General features: G+C 67.2%; 13 protein-coding genes and 1 tRNA gene. 7 read left to right on the top strand and 7 right to left on the bottom strand.

Annotation, left to right across the window (positions count from 1 at the left end; translation table 11 throughout):
• Positions 1-69 precede the first annotated feature (69 nt).
• The 4 genes from OG975_RS12315 (at position 70) to OG975_RS12300 (ending at position 6,428) form a co-directional block, all read left to right on the top strand.
• Positions 70-600, top strand: a complete 531-nt coding sequence (locus OG975_RS12315; protein WP_406329156.1) for a two-component system response regulator — start codon at positions 70-72, stop codon at positions 598-600.
• Positions 601-692: 92 nt separating this feature from the next.
• Positions 693-3,182 (top strand): aminopeptidase N, encoded by a 2,490-nt coding sequence (gene pepN, locus OG975_RS12310; RefSeq protein WP_406329155.1) that lies wholly within the window; start codon positions 693-695, stop codon positions 3,180-3,182.
• Positions 3,183-3,639: 457 nt separating this feature from the next.
• Complete coding sequence (locus OG975_RS12305) at positions 3,640-5,010, top strand: pyridoxal phosphate-dependent decarboxylase family protein (RefSeq protein ID WP_406329154.1); 1,371 nt, start codon at positions 3,640-3,642, stop codon at positions 5,008-5,010.
• The gene (locus tag OG975_RS12300) at positions 5,007-6,428 is read left to right on the top strand and encodes a lysine N(6)-hydroxylase/L-ornithine N(5)-oxygenase family protein (protein WP_406329153.1); all 1,422 of its coding nucleotides are present in this window, start codon (positions 5,007-5,009) and stop codon (positions 6,426-6,428) included. Before OG975_RS12305 ends, OG975_RS12300 begins: the two co-directional genes overlap by 4 nt.
• A gap of 146 nt (positions 6,429-6,574) precedes the next feature.
• Here OG975_RS12300 and OG975_RS12295 read toward each other — a convergent pair whose 3' ends face one another.
• Complete coding sequence (locus OG975_RS12295; RefSeq protein WP_406329152.1) at positions 6,575-8,380, bottom strand: bifunctional metallophosphatase/5'-nucleotidase; 1,806 nt, start codon at positions 8,378-8,380, stop codon at positions 6,575-6,577.
• Positions 8,381-8,519: 139 nt separating this feature from the next.
• Between OG975_RS12295 and OG975_RS12290 the strand changes: the two genes are divergently transcribed.
• Both OG975_RS12290 and pyk read left to right on the top strand, forming a co-directional pair.
• Positions 8,520-9,254, top strand: coding sequence for an SIMPL domain-containing protein (locus OG975_RS12290; RefSeq protein WP_406329151.1), 735 nt, complete (start codon positions 8,520-8,522; stop codon positions 9,252-9,254).
• A gap of 182 nt (positions 9,255-9,436) precedes the next feature.
• Positions 9,437-10,873 (top strand): pyruvate kinase, encoded by a 1,437-nt coding sequence (pyk, locus tag OG975_RS12285; protein WP_406329150.1) that lies wholly within the window; start codon positions 9,437-9,439, stop codon positions 10,871-10,873.
• Positions 10,874-10,926: 53 nt separating this feature from the next.
• On the opposite strand, the gene OG975_RS12280 is transcribed toward pyk, so the two are convergent.
• The 3 genes from OG975_RS12280 to OG975_RS12270 form a co-directional block, all read right to left on the bottom strand.
• A complete protein-coding gene (locus tag OG975_RS12280; RefSeq protein WP_406329149.1) occupies positions 10,927-12,846 on the bottom strand; it encodes an alkyl/aryl-sulfatase in 1,920 nt (639 codons plus the stop codon).
• A gap of 107 nt (positions 12,847-12,953) precedes the next feature.
• On the bottom strand, positions 12,954-13,718 hold the full coding sequence (locus OG975_RS12275; RefSeq protein ID WP_406329148.1) for a helix-turn-helix domain-containing protein: 765 nt from the start codon (positions 13,716-13,718) through the stop codon (positions 12,954-12,956).
• Positions 13,719-13,824: 106 nt separating this feature from the next.
• Positions 13,825-13,899: transfer RNA gene (locus tag OG975_RS12270), tRNA-Leu, on the bottom strand.
• Positions 13,900-13,997: 98 nt separating this feature from the next.
• Here OG975_RS12270 and OG975_RS12265 point away from each other — a divergent pair.
• Entirely contained in the window at positions 13,998-14,654 is a 657-nt protein-coding gene (locus OG975_RS12265; protein WP_327427952.1) for a response regulator, read from the top strand.
• Between the two features lie 81 nt (positions 14,655-14,735).
• On the opposite strand, the gene OG975_RS12260 is transcribed toward OG975_RS12265, so the two are convergent.
• The 3 genes from OG975_RS12260 to OG975_RS12250 are packed head-to-tail and all read right to left on the bottom strand — an operon-like array spanning position 14,736 to position 18,132.
• A complete protein-coding gene (locus OG975_RS12260) occupies positions 14,736-15,452 on the bottom strand; it encodes an ABC transporter ATP-binding protein (protein ID WP_406329147.1) in 717 nt (238 codons plus the stop codon).
• The gene (locus OG975_RS12255) at positions 15,449-16,357 is read right to left on the bottom strand and encodes an ABC transporter ATP-binding protein (protein ID WP_406329146.1); all 909 of its coding nucleotides are present in this window, start codon (positions 16,355-16,357) and stop codon (positions 15,449-15,451) included. Before OG975_RS12255 ends, OG975_RS12260 begins: the two co-directional genes overlap by 4 nt.
• 5 nt (positions 16,358-16,362) lie before the next feature.
• Positions 16,363-18,132, bottom strand: a complete 1,770-nt coding sequence (locus OG975_RS12250; RefSeq protein WP_406336246.1) for a branched-chain amino acid ABC transporter permease — start codon at positions 18,130-18,132, stop codon at positions 16,363-16,365.
• Between the last annotated feature and the right edge of the window lie 4 nt (positions 18,133-18,136).

Here is an 18,136-nt window from a genome sequence, read left to right as displayed (position 1 = left end):
AACCACAGACCCGCATCGTGAGTCCGTACGGGCATAAGCTGGAATGTCCAAACGAGGGGACGTCGGGCCATGCCGTCGGATGCCAGGATCCTCATCGTCGACGACCATGAGGACACGCTGTACGCCCTGGAGAGCGCCCTGGCCCCGCTGGGCTACCAGGTCGCGCGGGCGACCAGCGGCGACGAAGCGCTCAAGGAAGTCCTGCGCGGCCAGGTCGGCCTGCTCCTCCTCGACGTGCGCATGCCCGGCGTCAGCGGCCTCGACGTCGTCCGCTACATGCGGCGCCTGGAGCAGACCCAGCACATCCCCATCATCCTGCTCACCGGCTTCGGCCCGGACACCGAACTCACCTCCATCGCCTTCAACCTCGGCGTCGCCGACCTCGTCATGAAACCCATCGACCCCTGGGCCCTTCGCACCAAGGTCCGCTACCTGTACGACGCCCACCAACGCCACCAGAGCCTGGAACACGAAGTGCGCGAACTGCGCGCCCTGATCAAGGAACACACCCCCGGCCCCGCCCTCACACACCCCGACACCCGCGTCCCCGTCCAGCGCGATCCCCGCAACGAGACGCTGGAGCAGGACCGCACCCCATAACCGCAGCGGACATACGCCATATCCGCAGAGGACATACGCCGCGTACCGGACCGCCCCTGTGCGCTGTGGGACCCATCAGGCAGCATGTCCTCATGTCCGTACTGACGCGCGACGAAGCGCAGACCCGTGCCAAGCTCCTCGACGTCCACCACTACGGGATCGAGCTCGACCTGACCCGCGGGGACGAGACCTTCGACTCCCGCACCGTCATCCGGTTCACCGTCCGCACCGACGCGGACACCTTCGTCGAGCTGAAGCCCGCCGAGCTGCGCTCCGTCACCCTCGACGGCCGGCCCCTCGACCCCGAGACCCTCCACGAGAACCGGCTGCCCCTGGCCGGCCTCACCGCCGGCGAGCACGAGCTGCGCATCGACGCCGCCATGCGCTACTCCCGCACCGGCGAGGGCATGCACCGCTTCACCGACCCCACCGACGGCGAGACCTACCTCTACACCCAGCTGTTCATGGAAGACGTCCAGCGCGTCTTCGCCGCCTTCGACCAGCCCGACCTGAAGGCCGTCTTCGACCTGTCCGTCACCGCCCCCGACGGCTGGACCGTCCTCGCCAACGGCGTCACCGAACACCTCGGGGAAGGCCGCTGGAAAGCCGCGCCCACCCCCCTGATCTCCACCTACCTCGTCGCCGTCGCCGCAGGCCCCTGGCACTCCGTACGCACCGAGCACCGCGGCCTCCCCTTCGGCATCCACTGCCGCCGCTCCCTGGCCCCCCACATGGACGCCGACGCCGACGAGATCCTCGACATCACCCGCGCCTGCTTCGACCGCTACCACGAGAAGTTCGAAGAGCCCTACCCCTTCGACTCCTACGACCAGGCGTTCGTCCCCGAGTTCAACGCCGGCGCCATGGAGAACCCCGGACTCGTCACCTTCCGCGACGAGTTCATCTACCGCTCCGCCGTCACCGACACCGAGCGGCAGACCCGCGCCATGGTCATCGCCCACGAAATGGCCCACATGTGGTTCGGCGACCTCGTCACCCTGCGCTGGTGGGACGACATCTGGCTGAACGAGTCCTTCGCCGAGTACATGGGCTACCAGACCCTCACCGAAGCCACCCGCTTCACCGACACCTGGGTCGACTTCGGCGTCGCCCGCAAATCCTGGGGCTACGACGCCGACCAGCGCCCCTCCACCCACCCCGTCGCCCCCGACCCGGAAGCCGTCCCCGACACGGCGTCCGCCATGCTCAACTTCGACGGCATCTCCTACGCCAAGGGCGCCTCCGCCCTGCGCCAACTCGTGGCCTGGCTCGGCGAGAAGGACTTCCTCGCCGGCATCAACACCCACTTCGCCCGCCACAAGTTCGCCAACGCCACCCTCGCCGACTTCATCGACTCCCTCGCCGGAGCCACCGAACGCGACGTGCACGCCTGGGCCGACGCCTGGCTGCGCACCACCGGCGTCGACACCCTCACCCCGACGACCCAGGCCGGCACCGACGGCAGCCACACACTCACCGTGCGCCGCGACGGCAGCCGCCCGCACCGCATCACCGTCGGCGTCTACGACCAGGACCTCACCGACAGCAGCCGCCTCACCCTCCGCGAACGCCTCGACCTCGACGTCCCCCAGGCCGAACCGGAGGCGATCGGCAAACGCCCCGCCCTGCTCCTCCTCAACGACGGCGACCTCTCCTACGCCAAGGTCCGCTTCGACCCCGAGTCCTTCGAAACCGTCCGTACGGCCCTCTCCGGCCTCCCCGACCCGCTCACCCGCGCCGTCGTCTGGAACGCCCTGCGCGACGCCGTACGCGACGGCGAACTGCCCGCCATGGCCTACGTGGACGCCGCCCGCGCCCACCTCCCGCACGAGACCGACCTCGCCCTCGTCCAAGGCGTCCTGTCCTTCGCGACCGCCCACGTGGCCGACCGCTTCCTCACCGCCGAGGACCGCCCGGCCGCCCTCGCCACCCTCACCGACCTGTGCCGCGACCTCATCCGCCGCACCGAGGACGGCTCCCACCCCGGCCTGCGGCTCACCGCCGTACGCCACTTCATCGACGTCGCCGCCCACCCCGACACCATCAGCGCCTGGTTCTCCGAGGGCACCGTCCCCGGCGGCCCCGAACTCGACCCCGAGCTGCGCTGGCGCATCCTCGGCCGGCTCGCCGTCCTCGGCGCCGTCGACGACGCCGTCATCGACGCCGAACTCGTCCAGGACCCCAGCGCCACCGGCCAGGAAGGCGCCGCCCGCTGCCGGGCCGCGCTGCCCGACCCGGCGGCCAAGCGTGCGGCCTGGGAGTCGATGTTCACCACCGACGACCTCTCCAACTACCTCTTCACCGCCACCGCGCAAGGCTTCTGGCAGCCCGAACAGGCCGACCTCGTACGGGAGTACGTCGAGCGGTACTGGGCCGACGCCGTGGCGCTCGCCGCCCGCCGCGGCCCCGCCATCGCCGAAGCCGCCGGACGCTGGGCCTTCCCCGTCCACGCCATCTCCGACTCGACCCTCACCCTCGGCGAGACCTGCCTCCGCGACGCCGACCCCACCCCCGCCCTCCGCCGCAAACTCACCGACCAACTCGACGACCTGGCCCGAGCATTGCGGGTACGCCAGGCGTAAGGACCACTTTCTTCGCCCCCGCCGCCCCTACCCGTCCCATCCCCAGGGGCTCCGCCCCTTCGACCCCGGGGGTTGTGTCTCGGGTGCGGGTGGGTGGGGGCTGGTGTAAAAGATTGCGCAGTTCCCCGCGCCCCTAAAAGACCCCGGGGCGGGCGGGGGATCGCGGGGCGAAGCCCCGCGCCTTCAGGGGCGCGGGGAACTGCGCGAACGGCCCCCACCGGCCCGCAGTCGACGAACTGCCCAGGGGGGTCTGGGGGCGCAGCCCCCAGGGATGGGACGGGTAGGGGCGGCGGGGGCGACAAACGTGCGTGACGCCTAGCACCTTCGCCTGCCCAACACATTTCCTCCGTACGGCAGTACCCCCTTTTGGGTCGGATCGTTGTCCTATACGGGCGCGCCGACCCGAAATGCGTACAGGCTTGGACTCCCCCTGCCGCGCGCCCACCGGAGGACCCCCATGAGCACGCCGCCCCTCGCCTCAGGACCCGAAGGCCCCGACGCACTGCGGCCGTTGCTCGAAACCGTCCTCAACGCCCTACGCGAGGGCGCCACCGCCCGCGGAGGACCACTGCCCGCCGGAGGCCCGGAAGCGGTGGCCCGCCGCGTACGGGACACGGTCGGCGACGTACTGCCCCGGCAGGGAACCCAGGACGCCCTGCACGTCCTTGTGCGGGCTCTCGCGGAAGGCGCCGCCGACCCCGCCGACCCCCTGTGCGCCGCCCACCTCCACTGCCCACCCCTCGCCGTAGCCACCGCCGCAGACCTCGCCGCCGCCGCCCTCAACCCGTCCCTCGACTCCTGGGACCAGGCCCCGGCCGCATCAGAACTGGAAACCCTCGTCACCCAAGCCCTGGCCCACGAGGTCTACGGCACCCAAGGCGACGCCCTCGTCACCACCGGCGGCACCGAGTCCAACCAACTCGCCCTCCTCCTCGCCCGCGAAGCCCACAGCGCAGTACAACTCGTCTGCGGAGCCAACGCCCACCACTCCCTGCACCGCGCCGCCTGGCTGCTCGGCCTGCCCGACCCCGTCGTCGTCCCCGCCCCCGCCGGCACCATGGACCCCGCAGCCCTCGACGAAGCCCTCACCGAACTGCCCGGCCCCCGCGGCAACTTCCTCGTCGCCGCCACCGCCGGCACCACCGACGCCGGACTCATCGACCCACTGCCCGACATCGCCGACCTGTGCGCCACCCACGGCGCCCGCCTCCACATCGACGCCGCCTACGGCGGAGGCCTCCTCTTCAGCGACCACCACCGCACCCAACTCGACGGACTCGACCGCGCCCACACCGTCACCCTCGACCTGCACAAACTCGGCTGGCAACCCGTCGCCGCAGGACTCCTCGCCGTACGCGACCCCCACGACCTCGCCGTACTCCAACACCGCGCCGACTACCTCAACGCCGACGACGACACCGAAGCAGGACTCCCCGACCTCCTCGGCCGCTCCCTGCGCACCACCCGACGCCCCGACATCCTCAAAATCGCCGTCACCCTCAAAACCCTCGGCAGAGAAGGCATCGGCACCCTCGTCGACCAAGTCTGCGCCCACGCCCACGAGTTGGCCGACCTCATAGCCGCCCACCCCGGCTTCGAGCTCTACGACCGGCCGACCATCAGCACCGTCCTGTTCCGACCCACCGGAGCCCCCGACGCCGCCGTCGCCGCCGTACGCCGCACCCTCCTGCACCAAGGCCGCGCCGTCCTCGGACGCGCCGCACTCGACGGCCGCCTCTGGCTCAAAGCCACCCTCCTCAACCCCCACACCCGGCCCGGCGACCTGGCCACGCTCCTGAAACTGGTGGAAGGACACACACCCCAATGAGCCCGACGCCCACCCCCACACGCCCCGCCGCCGAAGCACCCCGCGACCTGGTGGGCATCGGCATCGGCCCCTTCAACCTCTCCCTCGCAGCCCTCGCCCAGCCCCTCGCCGAACTCGACAGCGTCTTCTACGAACAGCGCCCCGGCTTCGACTGGCACCCCGGCCTCCTCATCGACGGCGCCACCCTCCAAGTCCCCTTCCTCGCCGACCTGGTGACCCTCGCCGACCCCGCCAGCCCCTGGTCGTTCCTCAGCTACCTCAAAGCCCGCGAACGACTCTTCCCCTTCTACTTCGCCGAGCGCTTCCACATCCAGCGCGCCGAATACGACGCCTACTGCCGCTGGGTCGCCGACAACCTCCCCGGACTCCACTTCGGCCACCAGGTCGACGCCGTCCGCTGGAACCCCGAACGCACCCTGTTCGAAGTCGACTTCACCCAACTCGACACCGACGGAGAAGCCGAAGCCCTCGGCCGCACCTACACCCGCAACATCGTCCTCGGCGTCGGCACCGCCCCCCACATCCCCGAACCGCTCAAACCTCTCGTCGAAACCCCCGGCGTGCCCGTCATCCACGCCGCGGACTACCTCAAGCACCGCCAGCAGTTCCTCACCGCCGAACACATCACCGTCATCGGCGCGGGACAATCCGGCGCCGAAGTCTTCCTCGACCTGCTGCGCAACCGCCCCCCGGGCCGCGAGAAAATCCACTGGCTCGCCCGCACCGAAGCGTTCGCCCCCATGGAGTACTCCAAGCTCGGCCTCGAACACTTCACCCCGGACTACACCCGCTACTTCCACCACCTCACCGAACCCGTACGCGACCGCCTCGTCGCCGCCCAATGGCAACTCCACAAAGGCATCGACGCCGACACCATCGCCGCCATCCACGACGAGCTCTACCGCCGCACCCTCCACGGCGGCTGGCCCGACGCCGTCCTCACCCCCGCCGTCACCGTCCGCACCGCCGGACGCGTCGCCACCACCAAAGTCGAACTCCACCTGGAACACGTCCAACAAGGCGCCCGCACCCGCCTCACCACCGACGCCGTCGTCCTCGCCACCGGATACCGCGAACGCCCCCTCGGCCAGATCCTCGCCGGACTCGACCCCTACCTGCGCCGCGACAGCTCCGAACGCCCCCGCATCGACGACCAGTTCCGCCTCGTCCTCGACCCCTCTGTCACCGGCCACGTCCACGTCCAGAACGCCGAACTCCACACCCACGGCGTAGGCGCCCCCGACCTCGGCCTCGCCGCCTGGCGCAGCGCCACCATCCTCAACTCCCTCACCGGCAAAGACCCCTACCCCCTCCCCGGACGAACGGCCTTCACCACCTTCGGACTCGACCCCCACCCCCAGATCCCCACCGCCCGCGACACCGCCCGCACACTCACCCCCCTCGTCGAGGGAAGGTAAGCAAAGAGGGAAGGTAAGCAAAAGGGTAAAAAAGCGGCGTCCACGGCGCCGATGTAAAAACCATCGCCGACGCCGTGGACGTATCCCCGCTGGACCTCTAGATCTCCAGACCTATAGATCTAGAGGCCTTCATGCCTTCATGACCGCTAGAAGACGGGCGTGCCGTCCCGCGTCAGCTTCCAGTCCACCGAAGCGAACTCCTTCGGGTCGAGCGAGCCCTTCGCGGTCACCCACTCGGCGATCCGCGTACGGATCTCCGTCGACTCCGCCCACACCTCGGTGGCCGAAGCGACATGCGGGAACGCACCGCCACCATTGGCCCGGTAGTTGTTCACCGCCAGCACGAACTGCTCCGCGTCATCCAGCGCCGCACCGTTGTAGGTCAGGTTCTTGATCCGCGAACCCGCCGCCTGCGCGATGTCGATGTCGTACTGAAGACCCGAAACGTAGTCGTAGTTGTAGTCCGGACGGCTGTTCGCGTTCGTCAGCTTCTCCACGTCGACCGTGGCATCCGCCGCCGTCTGCACGAAATACTGCGCCGAGTACTCCAGGTACGCCCGGATCTGCGCGCCCGTCATCAACTTCGCGACCAGCGTGTTGTCGTACACATACAGGCTCGACAGATCGCGGATGGTCACATTCCCCGCCGGGATCTCCGACGTACGCGAGAACGGCGACGCCTGCGCGATCACCGGCAGCGACGCATACGACGTACCCACCAGCGCCGCCTTGACCACGTCCTCCTGCACCTTGGTGATCAGGTCGATGATCGGGGCGTCCTTGTAGCGCGCCTCGACCGTCGTCAACGTCTCCGTCGCCGTGCCCACCACCTGGTTGACATACGCGACGACCACATCGTGCTCGTCCTTCAACAGCTTGGTGATCTTCGGGTCGTCGGCGACCGAGTTCGAGTTGCGGACCGACGCAGCAACCGACTCGACCGTCCACTTCCCCTTCTCGAAGACAAGCTCGACGTCGAACACCGACAGCCGCTCCGCATACGCCAGCGGCTCCGACAGCACGACCGTCTTGCCCGTCGCCGTGTTCGTGACCTTCAGCTCCGGGATCTCCACATGCGCGTGCCCCACCAGAATCGCGTCGATACCCGGCACCTGCTGAGCGACCAGCGCCGCCGAGTTCTCCACATACGGCAACTGGTCACCGTACGACGACGTGCCCGACGAACCCGAGTGCGCCGACACGACCACCACGTCCGCACCCATCGACCGCAGCTTCGGCACCCACTTCGCCGCCTGCTCCTCCAGACCCGGGAACGTCAACTTCCCCTGCACATACGCCTTGTCCCAGATCGCGATACCCGGGTTGGTCAGACCCAGAACCGCCACCTTCACCGCCGGAGCACCCGGCACATGGAACTTCTTGATGAAGTAGGGAGGGAACGCCGGCTTCAGCGTCTTCGCGTCCAGCGCGTTCGCACCCAGCAGCGGGAAACGACACTGCGACTCGAACTTCCGCAGCGTCTCGATCCCGTAGTTGAACTCGTGGTTGCCGAGCGCCGCCGCGTCGAACCCGATCGCGTTCATCGCCTGCGCCATCGGGTGGACCGGACCGCCCTTGGCGGTGATCGGGTCCACCTTCGCGTAGTAGTACGTCAGCGGAGTGCCCTGGATCGTGTCACCCGCGTCCAGCAGCAGCGTGTTGCAGCGGCCCTTCTCCTCACGGATCTCGTTCACCAGCGTCGAAATCCGCGCCAGACCCTGCGCGTTGCCCGCCTTGTCCGTGTACTCCGCGTCCTTGAAGTAATCCCAGTTGAAGACATGCCCGTGCAGGTCCGTCGTACCCAGCACCGTCAGCGAGTACCGCTTCGGGGCCTTCTTGCCCGCCACGGACTCGGCAGCCTGCGCCGCCGGAGCCGCAGCCGCCCCGGCGAGCGCGACCCCCGCACCCGTCACAGCGGACTTCTTCAGGAACTTCCGGCGGTTCAACGGCATGTCTATGGCTCCTAGGGAAAAGGTCAACGACGCGCGTAGATTCTGACCCACCCACCACCACCGCAACAGGTCCAGGAGGTTTCGATCTGATGACCTGTAGGCACCCGGAACCGGCCCGCCCAGTGACAGAGTGGGACGTATGACCCCCACCCCGGACACCACCCCAGAGGAACCCCAACCCGCGGTCCCCTACGGAACACCCGAATCCCCACGCATCGCCGTCCGCGGCGAAGCCCACCTCGAAGTCGACCCCGAAATCGCCCGCATCGGCATCACCGTCGTCGCCCGCGGCACCGACAAACGAGACGCCCTCGCCGACCTCACCCGCCGCAACACCACCGCCCTCGACGTCGTCAAGTCCTACGGCGACGCAGTCGAACGCGTCGAGACCGGCGCCTTCTCCATCACACCCGAACTCACCAAACGCGGCCGCGGCGAACGCATCCGCCACTACTACGGCCGCGTCCACATCACCGCCGAATTCACCGACTTCACCGCCCTCGGCGAACTCACCACACGACTCGCCGACCTCGACGTCACCCAAGTCGACGGCCCCTCGTGGGCCCTGCGCCCCGACTCACCAGCCCACCGCACAGCCCGCCAACAAGCGGTCCGCGAAGCCGTCCAACGCGCCCGCGAATACGCCGAAGCCCTCGGCACCACCCTCACCGCCCTCATCGAACTCGCCGACATCGGAGCCGAGAACGCCCAGCCCTACGCCTTCGAAGCCCAAACCGCCCGCACCCTGCGCACCAGGTCCTTCGCCGGCGGCGCCCACGACGACGAAACCCCACCCCTCGACCTCGAACCCCAACGCCAACACGTCTACGCCCAGGTCAACGCCCGATTCACCATGGCGCCACCACAGCTGTAGCCCAAGCGGGCAACACCATTTCTCCGTGCATAAATGGAGCCGGGGTGCACCAATACCCGGCAGTGCTCATCCGAGCACCCCGGCGCACAATTCAACTGTTGTCAATAAGGCTTCACGTAAAGGTTGTTGAGTAGTCACGCACGACCAATTCTCTACCCGCCGGTAAGGCCTAGGCTCAAACCATGCGCCGAGCAAAAATCGTCTGTACATTGGGCCCCGCCACCGACTCATACGACCAGATCAAAGCCCTGGTCGAAGCCGGAATGGACGTAGCCCGCTTCAACCTCAGCCACGGCACCTACGCCGAACACGAGGAGCGCTACCACCACGTACGAAAGGCCTCCGACGAGACCGGCCGCAGCGTCGGCATCCTCGCCGACCTTCAAGGCCCGAAGATCCGACTCGGCCGCTTCAGCGAAGGCCCCGTACTCCTTGAACGCGGAGACACCTTCACCATCACCGTCGAAGAAGGCACCGAAGGCGACCGCCAAACCTGCGGCACCACCTACTCCGGCCTCAACACCGACGTCACCCCCGGCGAACGCATCCTCGTCGACGACGGCAAAGTCACCCTCGAAGTCACCGCCGTCGACGGCCCCCGCGTCCACACCACCGTCGTCGAAGGCGGCATGGTCTCCGACCACAAAGGCCTCAACCTCCCCGGCGTCGCCGTCTCCGTCCCCGCCCTCTCCGACAAGGACGAAGCAGACCTCCGCTGGGCCCTACGCTCCGGCTTCGACGTCATCGCCCTCTCCTTCGTCCGCAGCGGCCGCGACATCGAAGACGTCCACCGCATCATGGACGAAGAAGGCCGCCGCCTTCCGGTGATCGCCAAGGTGGAGAAGCCCCAGGCCGTCGACAACATCGACAAAATCGTCGCCGCCTTCGACGGCATCATGGTCGCGCGAGGTGACCTGGGCGTCGAAATGCCCCTGGAGCAGGTCCCCATCGTCCAGAAGCGCGCCATCAAACTGGCGAAACGCAACGCCAAACCGGTCATCGTCGCCACCCAGATGCTCGACTCGATGATCGACAACTCCCGCCCCACCCGCGCGGAAGCCTCGGACGTCGCGAACGCGGTCATCGACGGCACGGACGCCGTGATGCTCTCCGGCGAGACCAGCGTCGGCAAATACCCCATCGAGACGGTCAAAACCATGGCCCGCATCGTCGAGGCGGCCGAGGAGGACATCCTCGCCAAGGGCCTCCCACCCCTGACCGAACGCAACAAGCCCCGCACCCAGGGCGGCGCCGTCGCCCGAGCGGCAGCGGAGATGGGCGACTTCCTCGGCGCCAAATTCCTCGTCGCCTTCACCCAGTCCGGCGACACCGTCCGCCGCCTCTCGCGCTACCGCTCACCCATCCCCCTCCTCGCCTTCACCCCCACCCCCGCCACCCGCTCCCAGCTCAACCTCACCTGGGGCGTCGAAACCTTCCTCGGCCCCCACGTCGACTCCACCGACGCCATGGTCGACCAGGTCGACGAACTCCTCCTTAAGTACGGCCGCTGCCAAAAGGGCGACATCGTCGTCATCACCGCCGGCTCCCCGCCCGGAGTCTCCGGCTCCACCAACCTCGTACGCGTCCACCACATCGGCGAGGACGACAGCCCCAAGTAGGACGTCATGGGATGCAAAGGCCCCCTCTTCAAGCTTCAAGAGGGGCCCTTTTCCTACGGAGTCACGATGTTGAAGTCGGCCGTCGGCGTCACGATCACCGAGAACAACTTGGCGAGCAGGCTGGTGTCACCGGACGTCTGAATGGACCCCAACCCCTTCCCCGCCAGCAACTGAAGCAACTGCACCTTGTTCATGGTGAGCGTGAGCCCGGCGGAAGCACTCGCCTTCGCATCGACGGTATGGGTCAACACCCCGTTCTTCAGCCGGAGATGCCAGTACTTGCCCTGCCCCGGCTGCCCCGGCAAATACCAGTCGATCGCCAGATCCAGATCCCAGGCCTTCGGCCCATCCACCCGCACCGACATCGCGTCGATCAACTGGTCGACCGAGAGCGCCGCCTTCACATCCGCACTGTCAGTCGTCGTCGACGGCGCCTTCACACCCTCCCGCAACTCCATCGCACCCGTGAGATAGAAGTTCCGCCACACCGCGTTCTCAGTGGCATACGCCAGCTTCTCGTAGACCTGCGCCAGCAGTTGCTTAGGTTTCTCGGCATCAGGCTCGGCGAACACGCAATGGTTGAGCAGCGTCGCCGCGAACCGCAGATCACCGTCACGGACGAACCCGCGCGCCTTCGATACGGCGGACGACATCCCCCCGAGCGCCCTCACATACCGCTTGGCCTCGGCGACCGGCGGATGCTCCCACAAATGCGCCGGATTGGCATCGAACCACCCCATGTACCGCTGATAAATACCCTTCACGTTATGGCTCAGCGACCCGTAATAGCCGTGATTCGCCCATACGTCGGCGAGAGCGGGCGGCAGCACGAACTCCTCCGCGATCTCCCGCCCCGTCATCCCCGAATTCAGCATCCGCAGCGTCTGGTCATGCATGTAGGCATACAGATCCCGCTGATTCTCCAACAGCGCGACAATGTCGCCATTGCCCCAGGTCGGCCAGTGGTGCGACGCGAACGCGACATCCACCCGACCGCCGTACAGCCCAATGGACTCCGTCAGATACGCCGCCCACTGCTTGGCATCACGAACCTGCGCACCCCGCAGGGTGATGACGTTGTGCATCGTGTGCGTCGCGTTCTCCGCCATGCAGACCGCACGCAACTCCGGGAACACGAAGTTCATCTCAGCCGCGGCTTCCGTCCCCGGCGTCATCTGGAACTCCATCACGACACCATCGACGGTCTCCCGCTGCCCAGTCGTGGAGATGTACGTCGTCGGTTCGAGTAGCCCGATGGTGCCGGTCGAGATGTTCTGGCCGAGACCGCACCCGATCTGCCCAGCAGGCCCCTTGTCGAGCTGAGCGCCGTACATATAGATCGAGCGCCGGGTCATCGCCGTACCCGCATACACGTTCTCGGAGACCGCGTGCTCCATGAACCCTGCGGGCGCGAGGATCGGCACGTCCCCTGCCCCGTCCGGCAGTACGCCACGGCAGCCACCGTAGTGATCGACGTGCGGGTGGGTGTAGATCAGCCCCGTGACCTTCTTGTCGGCCACGTGATCGCGGTACAGCTTCAACGCGGCGGCGGCCGTCTCGGCGGAGATGAGCGGGTCGATGACGACGATCCCGGTGTCGCCTTCGACGATGGTCATGTTGGAGAGGTCCAGCCCACGGACCTGATAAATCCGGTCGGTGACCTTGTACAGCCCCTGCTTCCGCGTGAGCTGCGACTGCCGCCACAGGCTCGCGTTCGCGGACTTCGGCGCGTTGTACTTCAGGAAGTCGTACGCGTCGCTGTCCCACACCACAGTGCCGGCCGAATTCTTCACCACGCCCGGCTCCAGGGCGGCGATGAACCCCTTGTCGGCGGCCTCGAAATCAGCAGCATCCGTCGCCGTACCACCGCCGCTCGCATCCAGTGCGGCAGCGGACTGCGGATTGAGCGCAACAGCCGCCGCAGCCGCACCGGCAGCCGCGACGACGAAACCTCGTCGGTTCATGGGAGTCATGCGGCCGAAGATCGCCCCGCCTCTTGCTGCCGGTCAACACTTCCTTCGGGATTTGGGGCAGCTCCCAATTGGGGGCGGGGCGGGCAGTGACGGGTCATATTGCGGGGTCAGTACTTGGGGCCTACGTGGGTGTCCATGAGGGAGACCGAGGCCCTCCGGGCGATGGAGATATTGCGTGAGTTCGGCTGCTTCCAATCGACGCCGAGTGTGTCGAGTGTGTCCGTGAAGAGGCGGATGATGTCGGACGACTTGTTGGTGAAGAAGTACCGGGGATACTCGTAGCGCTTGTGCTCGCCGCCGATGACCTTCTCGGTCCAGTTGGTCATGCGGCAGCCGTCCGAGTGGATGAGGCCCCGGATGAACTCCCAGGGGTAGGCGTCGACGATTTCCTGTTGCCAGGGTTCGAGGGCGATCGAGCGCTCGTGCTTCTTGCCGGGGCCGTGCTGGGGGAACAGACAGGGCCAGTGATGGCTGTACCCCACGACTGAGGTGTACCCCACCGCTTGGACTCGGTTCGACTTCATGCTGGGGTTGATGGCTTCGATGGCAGCAGCGCAAGCCTCGATGAGGCCGGGCCAGGCATTGGCGCAGGCGATGCGGAGGAAGTATCCCGCTCGCACGCCGGGACTGATGCAGCCGTCGCCGAGGTAGAGCCCGAGCAGATAGCTGTAGGCAGCCGTGTTGGAGGGGGACGCAGCCGCTGGACCGCATCTTGAGCACGGCGTGCGCTGCATTCGCGGTAACGGTTCGATGCGCGATTGCCAGGAACGGATCGCTGACCGGGAGACCCCGGTCTCCTTGCTCACGGAGTTCAGGCTGCGCCCCTGAGCCACAAGTGCCAGAGCTCGCTTACGTGTACCCATGTCGTGCATGCGGCCACTGTGTGTTGCTGATTGTGACCCTGCACAGCGAAAAGCGGATGTTCACGAGAATGAGAACATCCGCTTCTGGGTGGCGACCTTGGAATCCAAGGAAAAGTGCCCCGGGTGGGACTCGAACCCACACTGTATGCTGTTTGAGAGCACTGCCTGCTGCCGATTGGGCTACCGGGGCTCAATGAATCGAAGGTTTACCTCGACCCGCTGCCAGACCACCATACCGCAGCTAGGTAGGCTCTTGGGAGCAGTACCCGGCCTGAACGAGGAGCCCCCGTGACCGCCCCCGAGTCGCCCCAGCCCGTAGACGCGCCCGACGACGACAAGTCGCACGTGCCTCCGCTGACGACCCGTGTCGTCATCGCAGAGGACGAGGCGCTGATTCGTCTCGACCTCAAGGAGATGCTGGAGGAAGAGGGTTACACCGTCGTAGGCGAGGCGGGTGACGGTGAGCAGGCCGTCGAGCTGGCTCGGGAGCACAGGCCGGACCTTGTGATCCTCGACGTGAAGATGCCGAAGCTCGATGGGATCTCCGCGGCCGAGAAGATCGCCGAAGAGTCCATCGCGCCCGTCCTCATGCTCACCGCCTTCTCGCAGCGTGACCTCGTCGAGCGTGCTCGCGATGCCGGTGCGATGGCGTACCTGGTGAAGCCGTTCAGCAAGAGTGATGTCGTACCGGCCATTGAGATGGCGGTGTCGCGGTTCACGGAGTTGAAGGCGCTGGAGAAGGAGATCGAGGATCTCACGCAGCGGCTCGAGACGCGGAAGCTGGTGGACCGTGCGAAGTCGGTGCTTCAGACCCAGTACGGGCTGACGGAGCCTGCCGCGTTCCGGTGGATTCAGAAGACGTCCATGGACCGTCGTATGTCGATGCAGCAGGTTGCCGAGGCGGTCATTCTGGACGCCGAGGAGAAGAAGTCCGCCAAGGGCTAGCCCGTCCCCGTACAGCGAAAGAGGCCCGCGCCCCCACGAGGGGCGCGGGCCTCTTCGTACACGCGTGCACGCGGAGTGGACTCAGTCCTCGCCGAGGTATGCCTTGCGTACGGATTCGTCGTGCAGGAGGTCCTGTCCGGTGCCGGAGAGGACGATGTTGCCGACCTCCATGACGTGTCCTTGGTCGGCGAGGGAGAGCGCGGCTTGGGCGTTCTGCTCGACGAGGAGGATGGTCGTGCCGGAGGCTTTGAGTTCGGCGATCGTGGAGAGGATCTTCTGCATCATGATCGGCGAGAGGCCCATGGAGGGTTCGTCGAGCATGAGCAGCTTGGGCTGGGACATCAACGCCCGGCCCATCGCCAGCATCTGCTGTTCGCCGCCGGACAGGGTGCCCGCTGCCTGCTTGCGCCGTTCTCCCAGGATGGGGAAGAGGTCGTACGCGCGCTGGATGTCCTTCTCGATGCCTGCTTTGTCGCTGCGCAGGAATGCTCCGAGTTGGAGGTTTTCGGCGATCGTCAGCCGGGGGAAGATGTGGCGTCCCTCGGGGGAGTGGGCGAGGCCGAGGGCGACGATCTTGTGGGCGGGGACGTTGGCGAGGGGTTGGCCGTCGAAGAGGATGCGGCCGCTGCTGGGCTTGAGGAGCCCGGAGAGGGTGCGCAGGGTGGTCGTCTTGCCGGCGCCGTTGGTGCCGATGAGGGTGACGATCTGGCCGGCTTCGACGGTGAAGGAGATGCCCTTGACGGCTTCGATCTTGCCGTAGGCGACCTTGAGGTCTTCGACCTCGAGCAGTGCGGTCACTGGGCGTTTCCTTCCTTGCTGGTGGTGCTCTCTGCCCCGGAGGTCTCGGTGGCGTCGGTGGCGTCGGTGGCGTCGGCGGCTTCGGCGGCCTCCACCTCGGCGACTTCGTCGGCCCCTGGAGCACCTTCGAACGGCTCACCGAGGTACGCGGCGATGACGCGTTCGTCGCCCTGGACGACCTCGGAGGTGCCTTCGACGAGCTTTTCGCCCTGGACGAGGCAGGCGACGCGGTCGCTCAGGTTGAAGATGAAGCGCATGTCGTGCTCGATGACGAGGACGGCGATGCCTCGGTCGCGGATGGCGAAGACGAGGTCTTCGGTTGCCCGCGTTTCCTGGGGGTTCATGCCGGCGGTCGGTTCGTCGAGCAGGAGCAGCCCGGGTTCGCTCGCCATGGCTCGCGCGATTTCCAGCTTGCGCTGTTCGCCGTAGGGGAGGTTGCGGGAGAGGTGGTCGGCCTTGTGGGCGAGGCCGATGAACTCCAGCAGTTCCATGGCGCGTTCGCGGGAGGTGGCTTCGGCCTTGCGGAAGCCGGGGCCGCGGAGGAGGGCCGACCAGAGGCCTTCCTTGGTGCGGGTGTGGCGGCCGACGAGGACGTTTTCCAGGACGGTCATGTTGGCGAAGAGCCGGATGTTCTGGAAGGTGCGGGCGATGCCTGCGCTGGTGACCAGGTGGGGCTTGGGGGGCAGGACGGTGCCCTTGTAGGAGACCTTGCCCTCTGTCGGCACGTACAGGCCCGTCAGGCAGTTGAAGAAGGTGGTCTTGCCCGCGCCGTTGGGGCCGATGAGGCCGACGATCTCGCCGGTGTTGACGGTGAGGTCGACGTTGCGTACGGCGGTGAGGCCGCCGAAGCGCATGGTGACGCCGGTGGCTTCGAGGACGGGGCTGGGGGCTGTGGTGGTGGTCATGTGGGTTACGCCCCTGCCTTGGTGACGCCGACGGTGGTGTCGGGCAGGCCTTGTTCGGGGATGTCGATGCTGTCGTCGGACTCGTGGAATTCGAGTTGGCGGCGGCGGTTGGCGATGATGCCTTCGGGGCGGAAGCGCATGAGGACCACGAGTGCGATGCCGAAGGCGAAGAGCTGGTACTCCTTGAGGAAGCCGAGCTTCTCGGGGAGCAGGTAGAGCAGCGTGGCGCCGAGGATGGGTCCGTTGACGGTGCCCATGCCGCCGAGGACGACCGCGGCGAGCAGGAAGGCGGAGTTCGGGGGCACGGAGCCGGCGAACTGGTACGGCGCCGGGTTGACGCTGTAGCCGACGTGGGCGCTGACCGTACCGGCGAGGCCTGCCAGCGATGCACCCAGCGCGAACGCGATGAGCTTGACGCGGAAGCCGTTGATGCCCATGGCGGTGGCGGCGGTCTCGTCTTCGCGGATGGCGATCCAGGAGCGGCCGATGCGGGAGTCGGCGGCGCGGTTGAAGACGATGACGACGATCGCGGTGATGAGCAGCATCAGCAGGAAGTAGTTCGCGAAGCGGCCGAGGGTGACTCCGGCGACGTCGTGGCTGCTTCCGAAGTTGAACCCGAGGATCTTGAGGTCCGGGATCATGGAGATGCCGTTGGGGCCGTTGGTGAGGTTGGGTCCGGAGGTGCCGTCCATGTTTTGGACGGCGATCCGGAAGATCTCTCCGAAGCCGAGGGTGACGATGGCGAGGTAGTCGCCGCGCAGTCGCAGGGTGGGGGCGCCGATGAGGACGCCGAAGACGAGCGATGCGGCCATGCCGGTGAGCATGGCGGCCCAGAAGGGGAACTGGACGCCGGAGAAGCGGGAGAACTCGGAGCCGGAGACGAGGGCTGCGGCGTAGGCGCCGACGCCGAGGAAGGCGACGTATCCGAGGTCGAGGAGTCCGGTGAGGCCGACGACGATGTTGAGGCCGAGGGCGACGGTGCCGACTACGAGGATGTTGACGCCGAGGTTGGCGTTGTGCTCGTTGTTCGCGACCCAGGGGAAGATCGCCGCGGCGAGGAACGCCATGGTGGTGGCGAATCCCTTGTGGCGGGCGTTGAGTGCGGCGAAGCGGTCGAAGAGTCCGGCGGCGAAGAGGGACCAGGTGCCGAAGACGACCAGGAGCAGGTAGCCGAGGAACGTTTCGCTTGCGTCGGGGTCGACGCCGATGCCGTAGGTGAAGACGATCAGGGCTACGGAGGTGGCGCCGGTGATGACGAGGCGTTCGCCCCAGGCGGGGAGTTGGGCGGCCGGGGGGATGTTGTCCGGCTTGGTGACGTAGGCCTTGAAGGTGTCGCCGGGCTTGGGGAGTGCCAGGGTGCCGAGGAGGGCGATCAGCGAGCCGATGGCGGCGATGTAGGCGCCGGGGTCGAGGGCGACGAGGCCCTTGAGGTCGACGGCGATCGCGATGGCGCTGAACCAGCTGACGGCGAACGCGGCGGTGGCGGCGAGGACGACGGGCTGGGTGGCGCCTGCCGGGTTGAGCCAGCCGAGGCCGCGGATGTTCCAGAGGGTGAGTGAGAAGAGGAGGGCGAGGGCGCCGGCGACGAGGTCGAGGATCTGGAGTCCGGCCGGGGAGCCGTAGTAGGTGAGGTCCCCGGGGAAGTCGGACGTGTAGGTCCAGGACATGAATGTGCTGGCGATGGTGGCGATGGCGCCGAAGGCGATGAGGGTGCGGGCGGCGGTCTGGGGGAGTGCGATCAGGCCGCGTTCGGCTGTGTTCTCGATGGTTGCCATGGTG

The organism is Streptomyces sp. NBC_00203 (genome assembly GCF_045206325.1).
GTDB lineage: Bacteria > Actinomycetota > Actinomycetes > Streptomycetales > Streptomycetaceae > Streptomyces > Streptomyces lutosisoli.
The sequence above is the reverse complement of the archived record's forward strand: the minus strand, read 5'-3'. Positions and strand labels throughout refer to the sequence as shown.

Coding starts and splice junctions, on each gene's coding strand:
- OG975_RS12250 (WP_406336246.1), bottom strand. CDS start 18,132: ATGGCAACCATCGAGAACACAGCCGAACGCGGCCTGATCGCACTCCCC.
- OG975_RS12290 (WP_406329151.1), top strand. CDS start 8,520: ATGACCCCCACCCCGGACACCACCCCAGAGGAACCCCAACCCGCGGTC.
- OG975_RS12300 (WP_406329153.1), top strand. CDS start 5,007: ATGAGCCCGACGCCCACCCCCACACGCCCCGCCGCCGAAGCACCCCGC.
- pyk (WP_406329150.1), top strand. CDS start 9,437: ATGCGCCGAGCAAAAATCGTCTGTACATTGGGCCCCGCCACCGACTCA.
- OG975_RS12305 (WP_406329154.1), top strand. CDS start 3,640: ATGAGCACGCCGCCCCTCGCCTCAGGACCCGAAGGCCCCGACGCACTG.
- OG975_RS12295 (WP_406329152.1), bottom strand. CDS start 8,380: ATGCCGTTGAACCGCCGGAAGTTCCTGAAGAAGTCCGCTGTGACGGGT.
- OG975_RS12255 (WP_406329146.1), bottom strand. CDS start 16,357: ATGACCACCACCACAGCCCCCAGCCCCGTCCTCGAAGCCACCGGCGTC.
- pepN (WP_406329155.1), top strand. CDS start 693: ATGTCCGTACTGACGCGCGACGAAGCGCAGACCCGTGCCAAGCTCCTC.
- OG975_RS12315 (WP_406329156.1), top strand. CDS start 70: ATGCCGTCGGATGCCAGGATCCTCATCGTCGACGACCATGAGGACACG.
- OG975_RS12275 (WP_406329148.1), bottom strand. CDS start 13,718: ATGCACGACATGGGTACACGTAAGCGAGCTCTGGCACTTGTGGCTCAG.
- OG975_RS12280 (WP_406329149.1), bottom strand. CDS start 12,846: ATGACTCCCATGAACCGACGAGGTTTCGTCGTCGCGGCTGCCGGTGCG.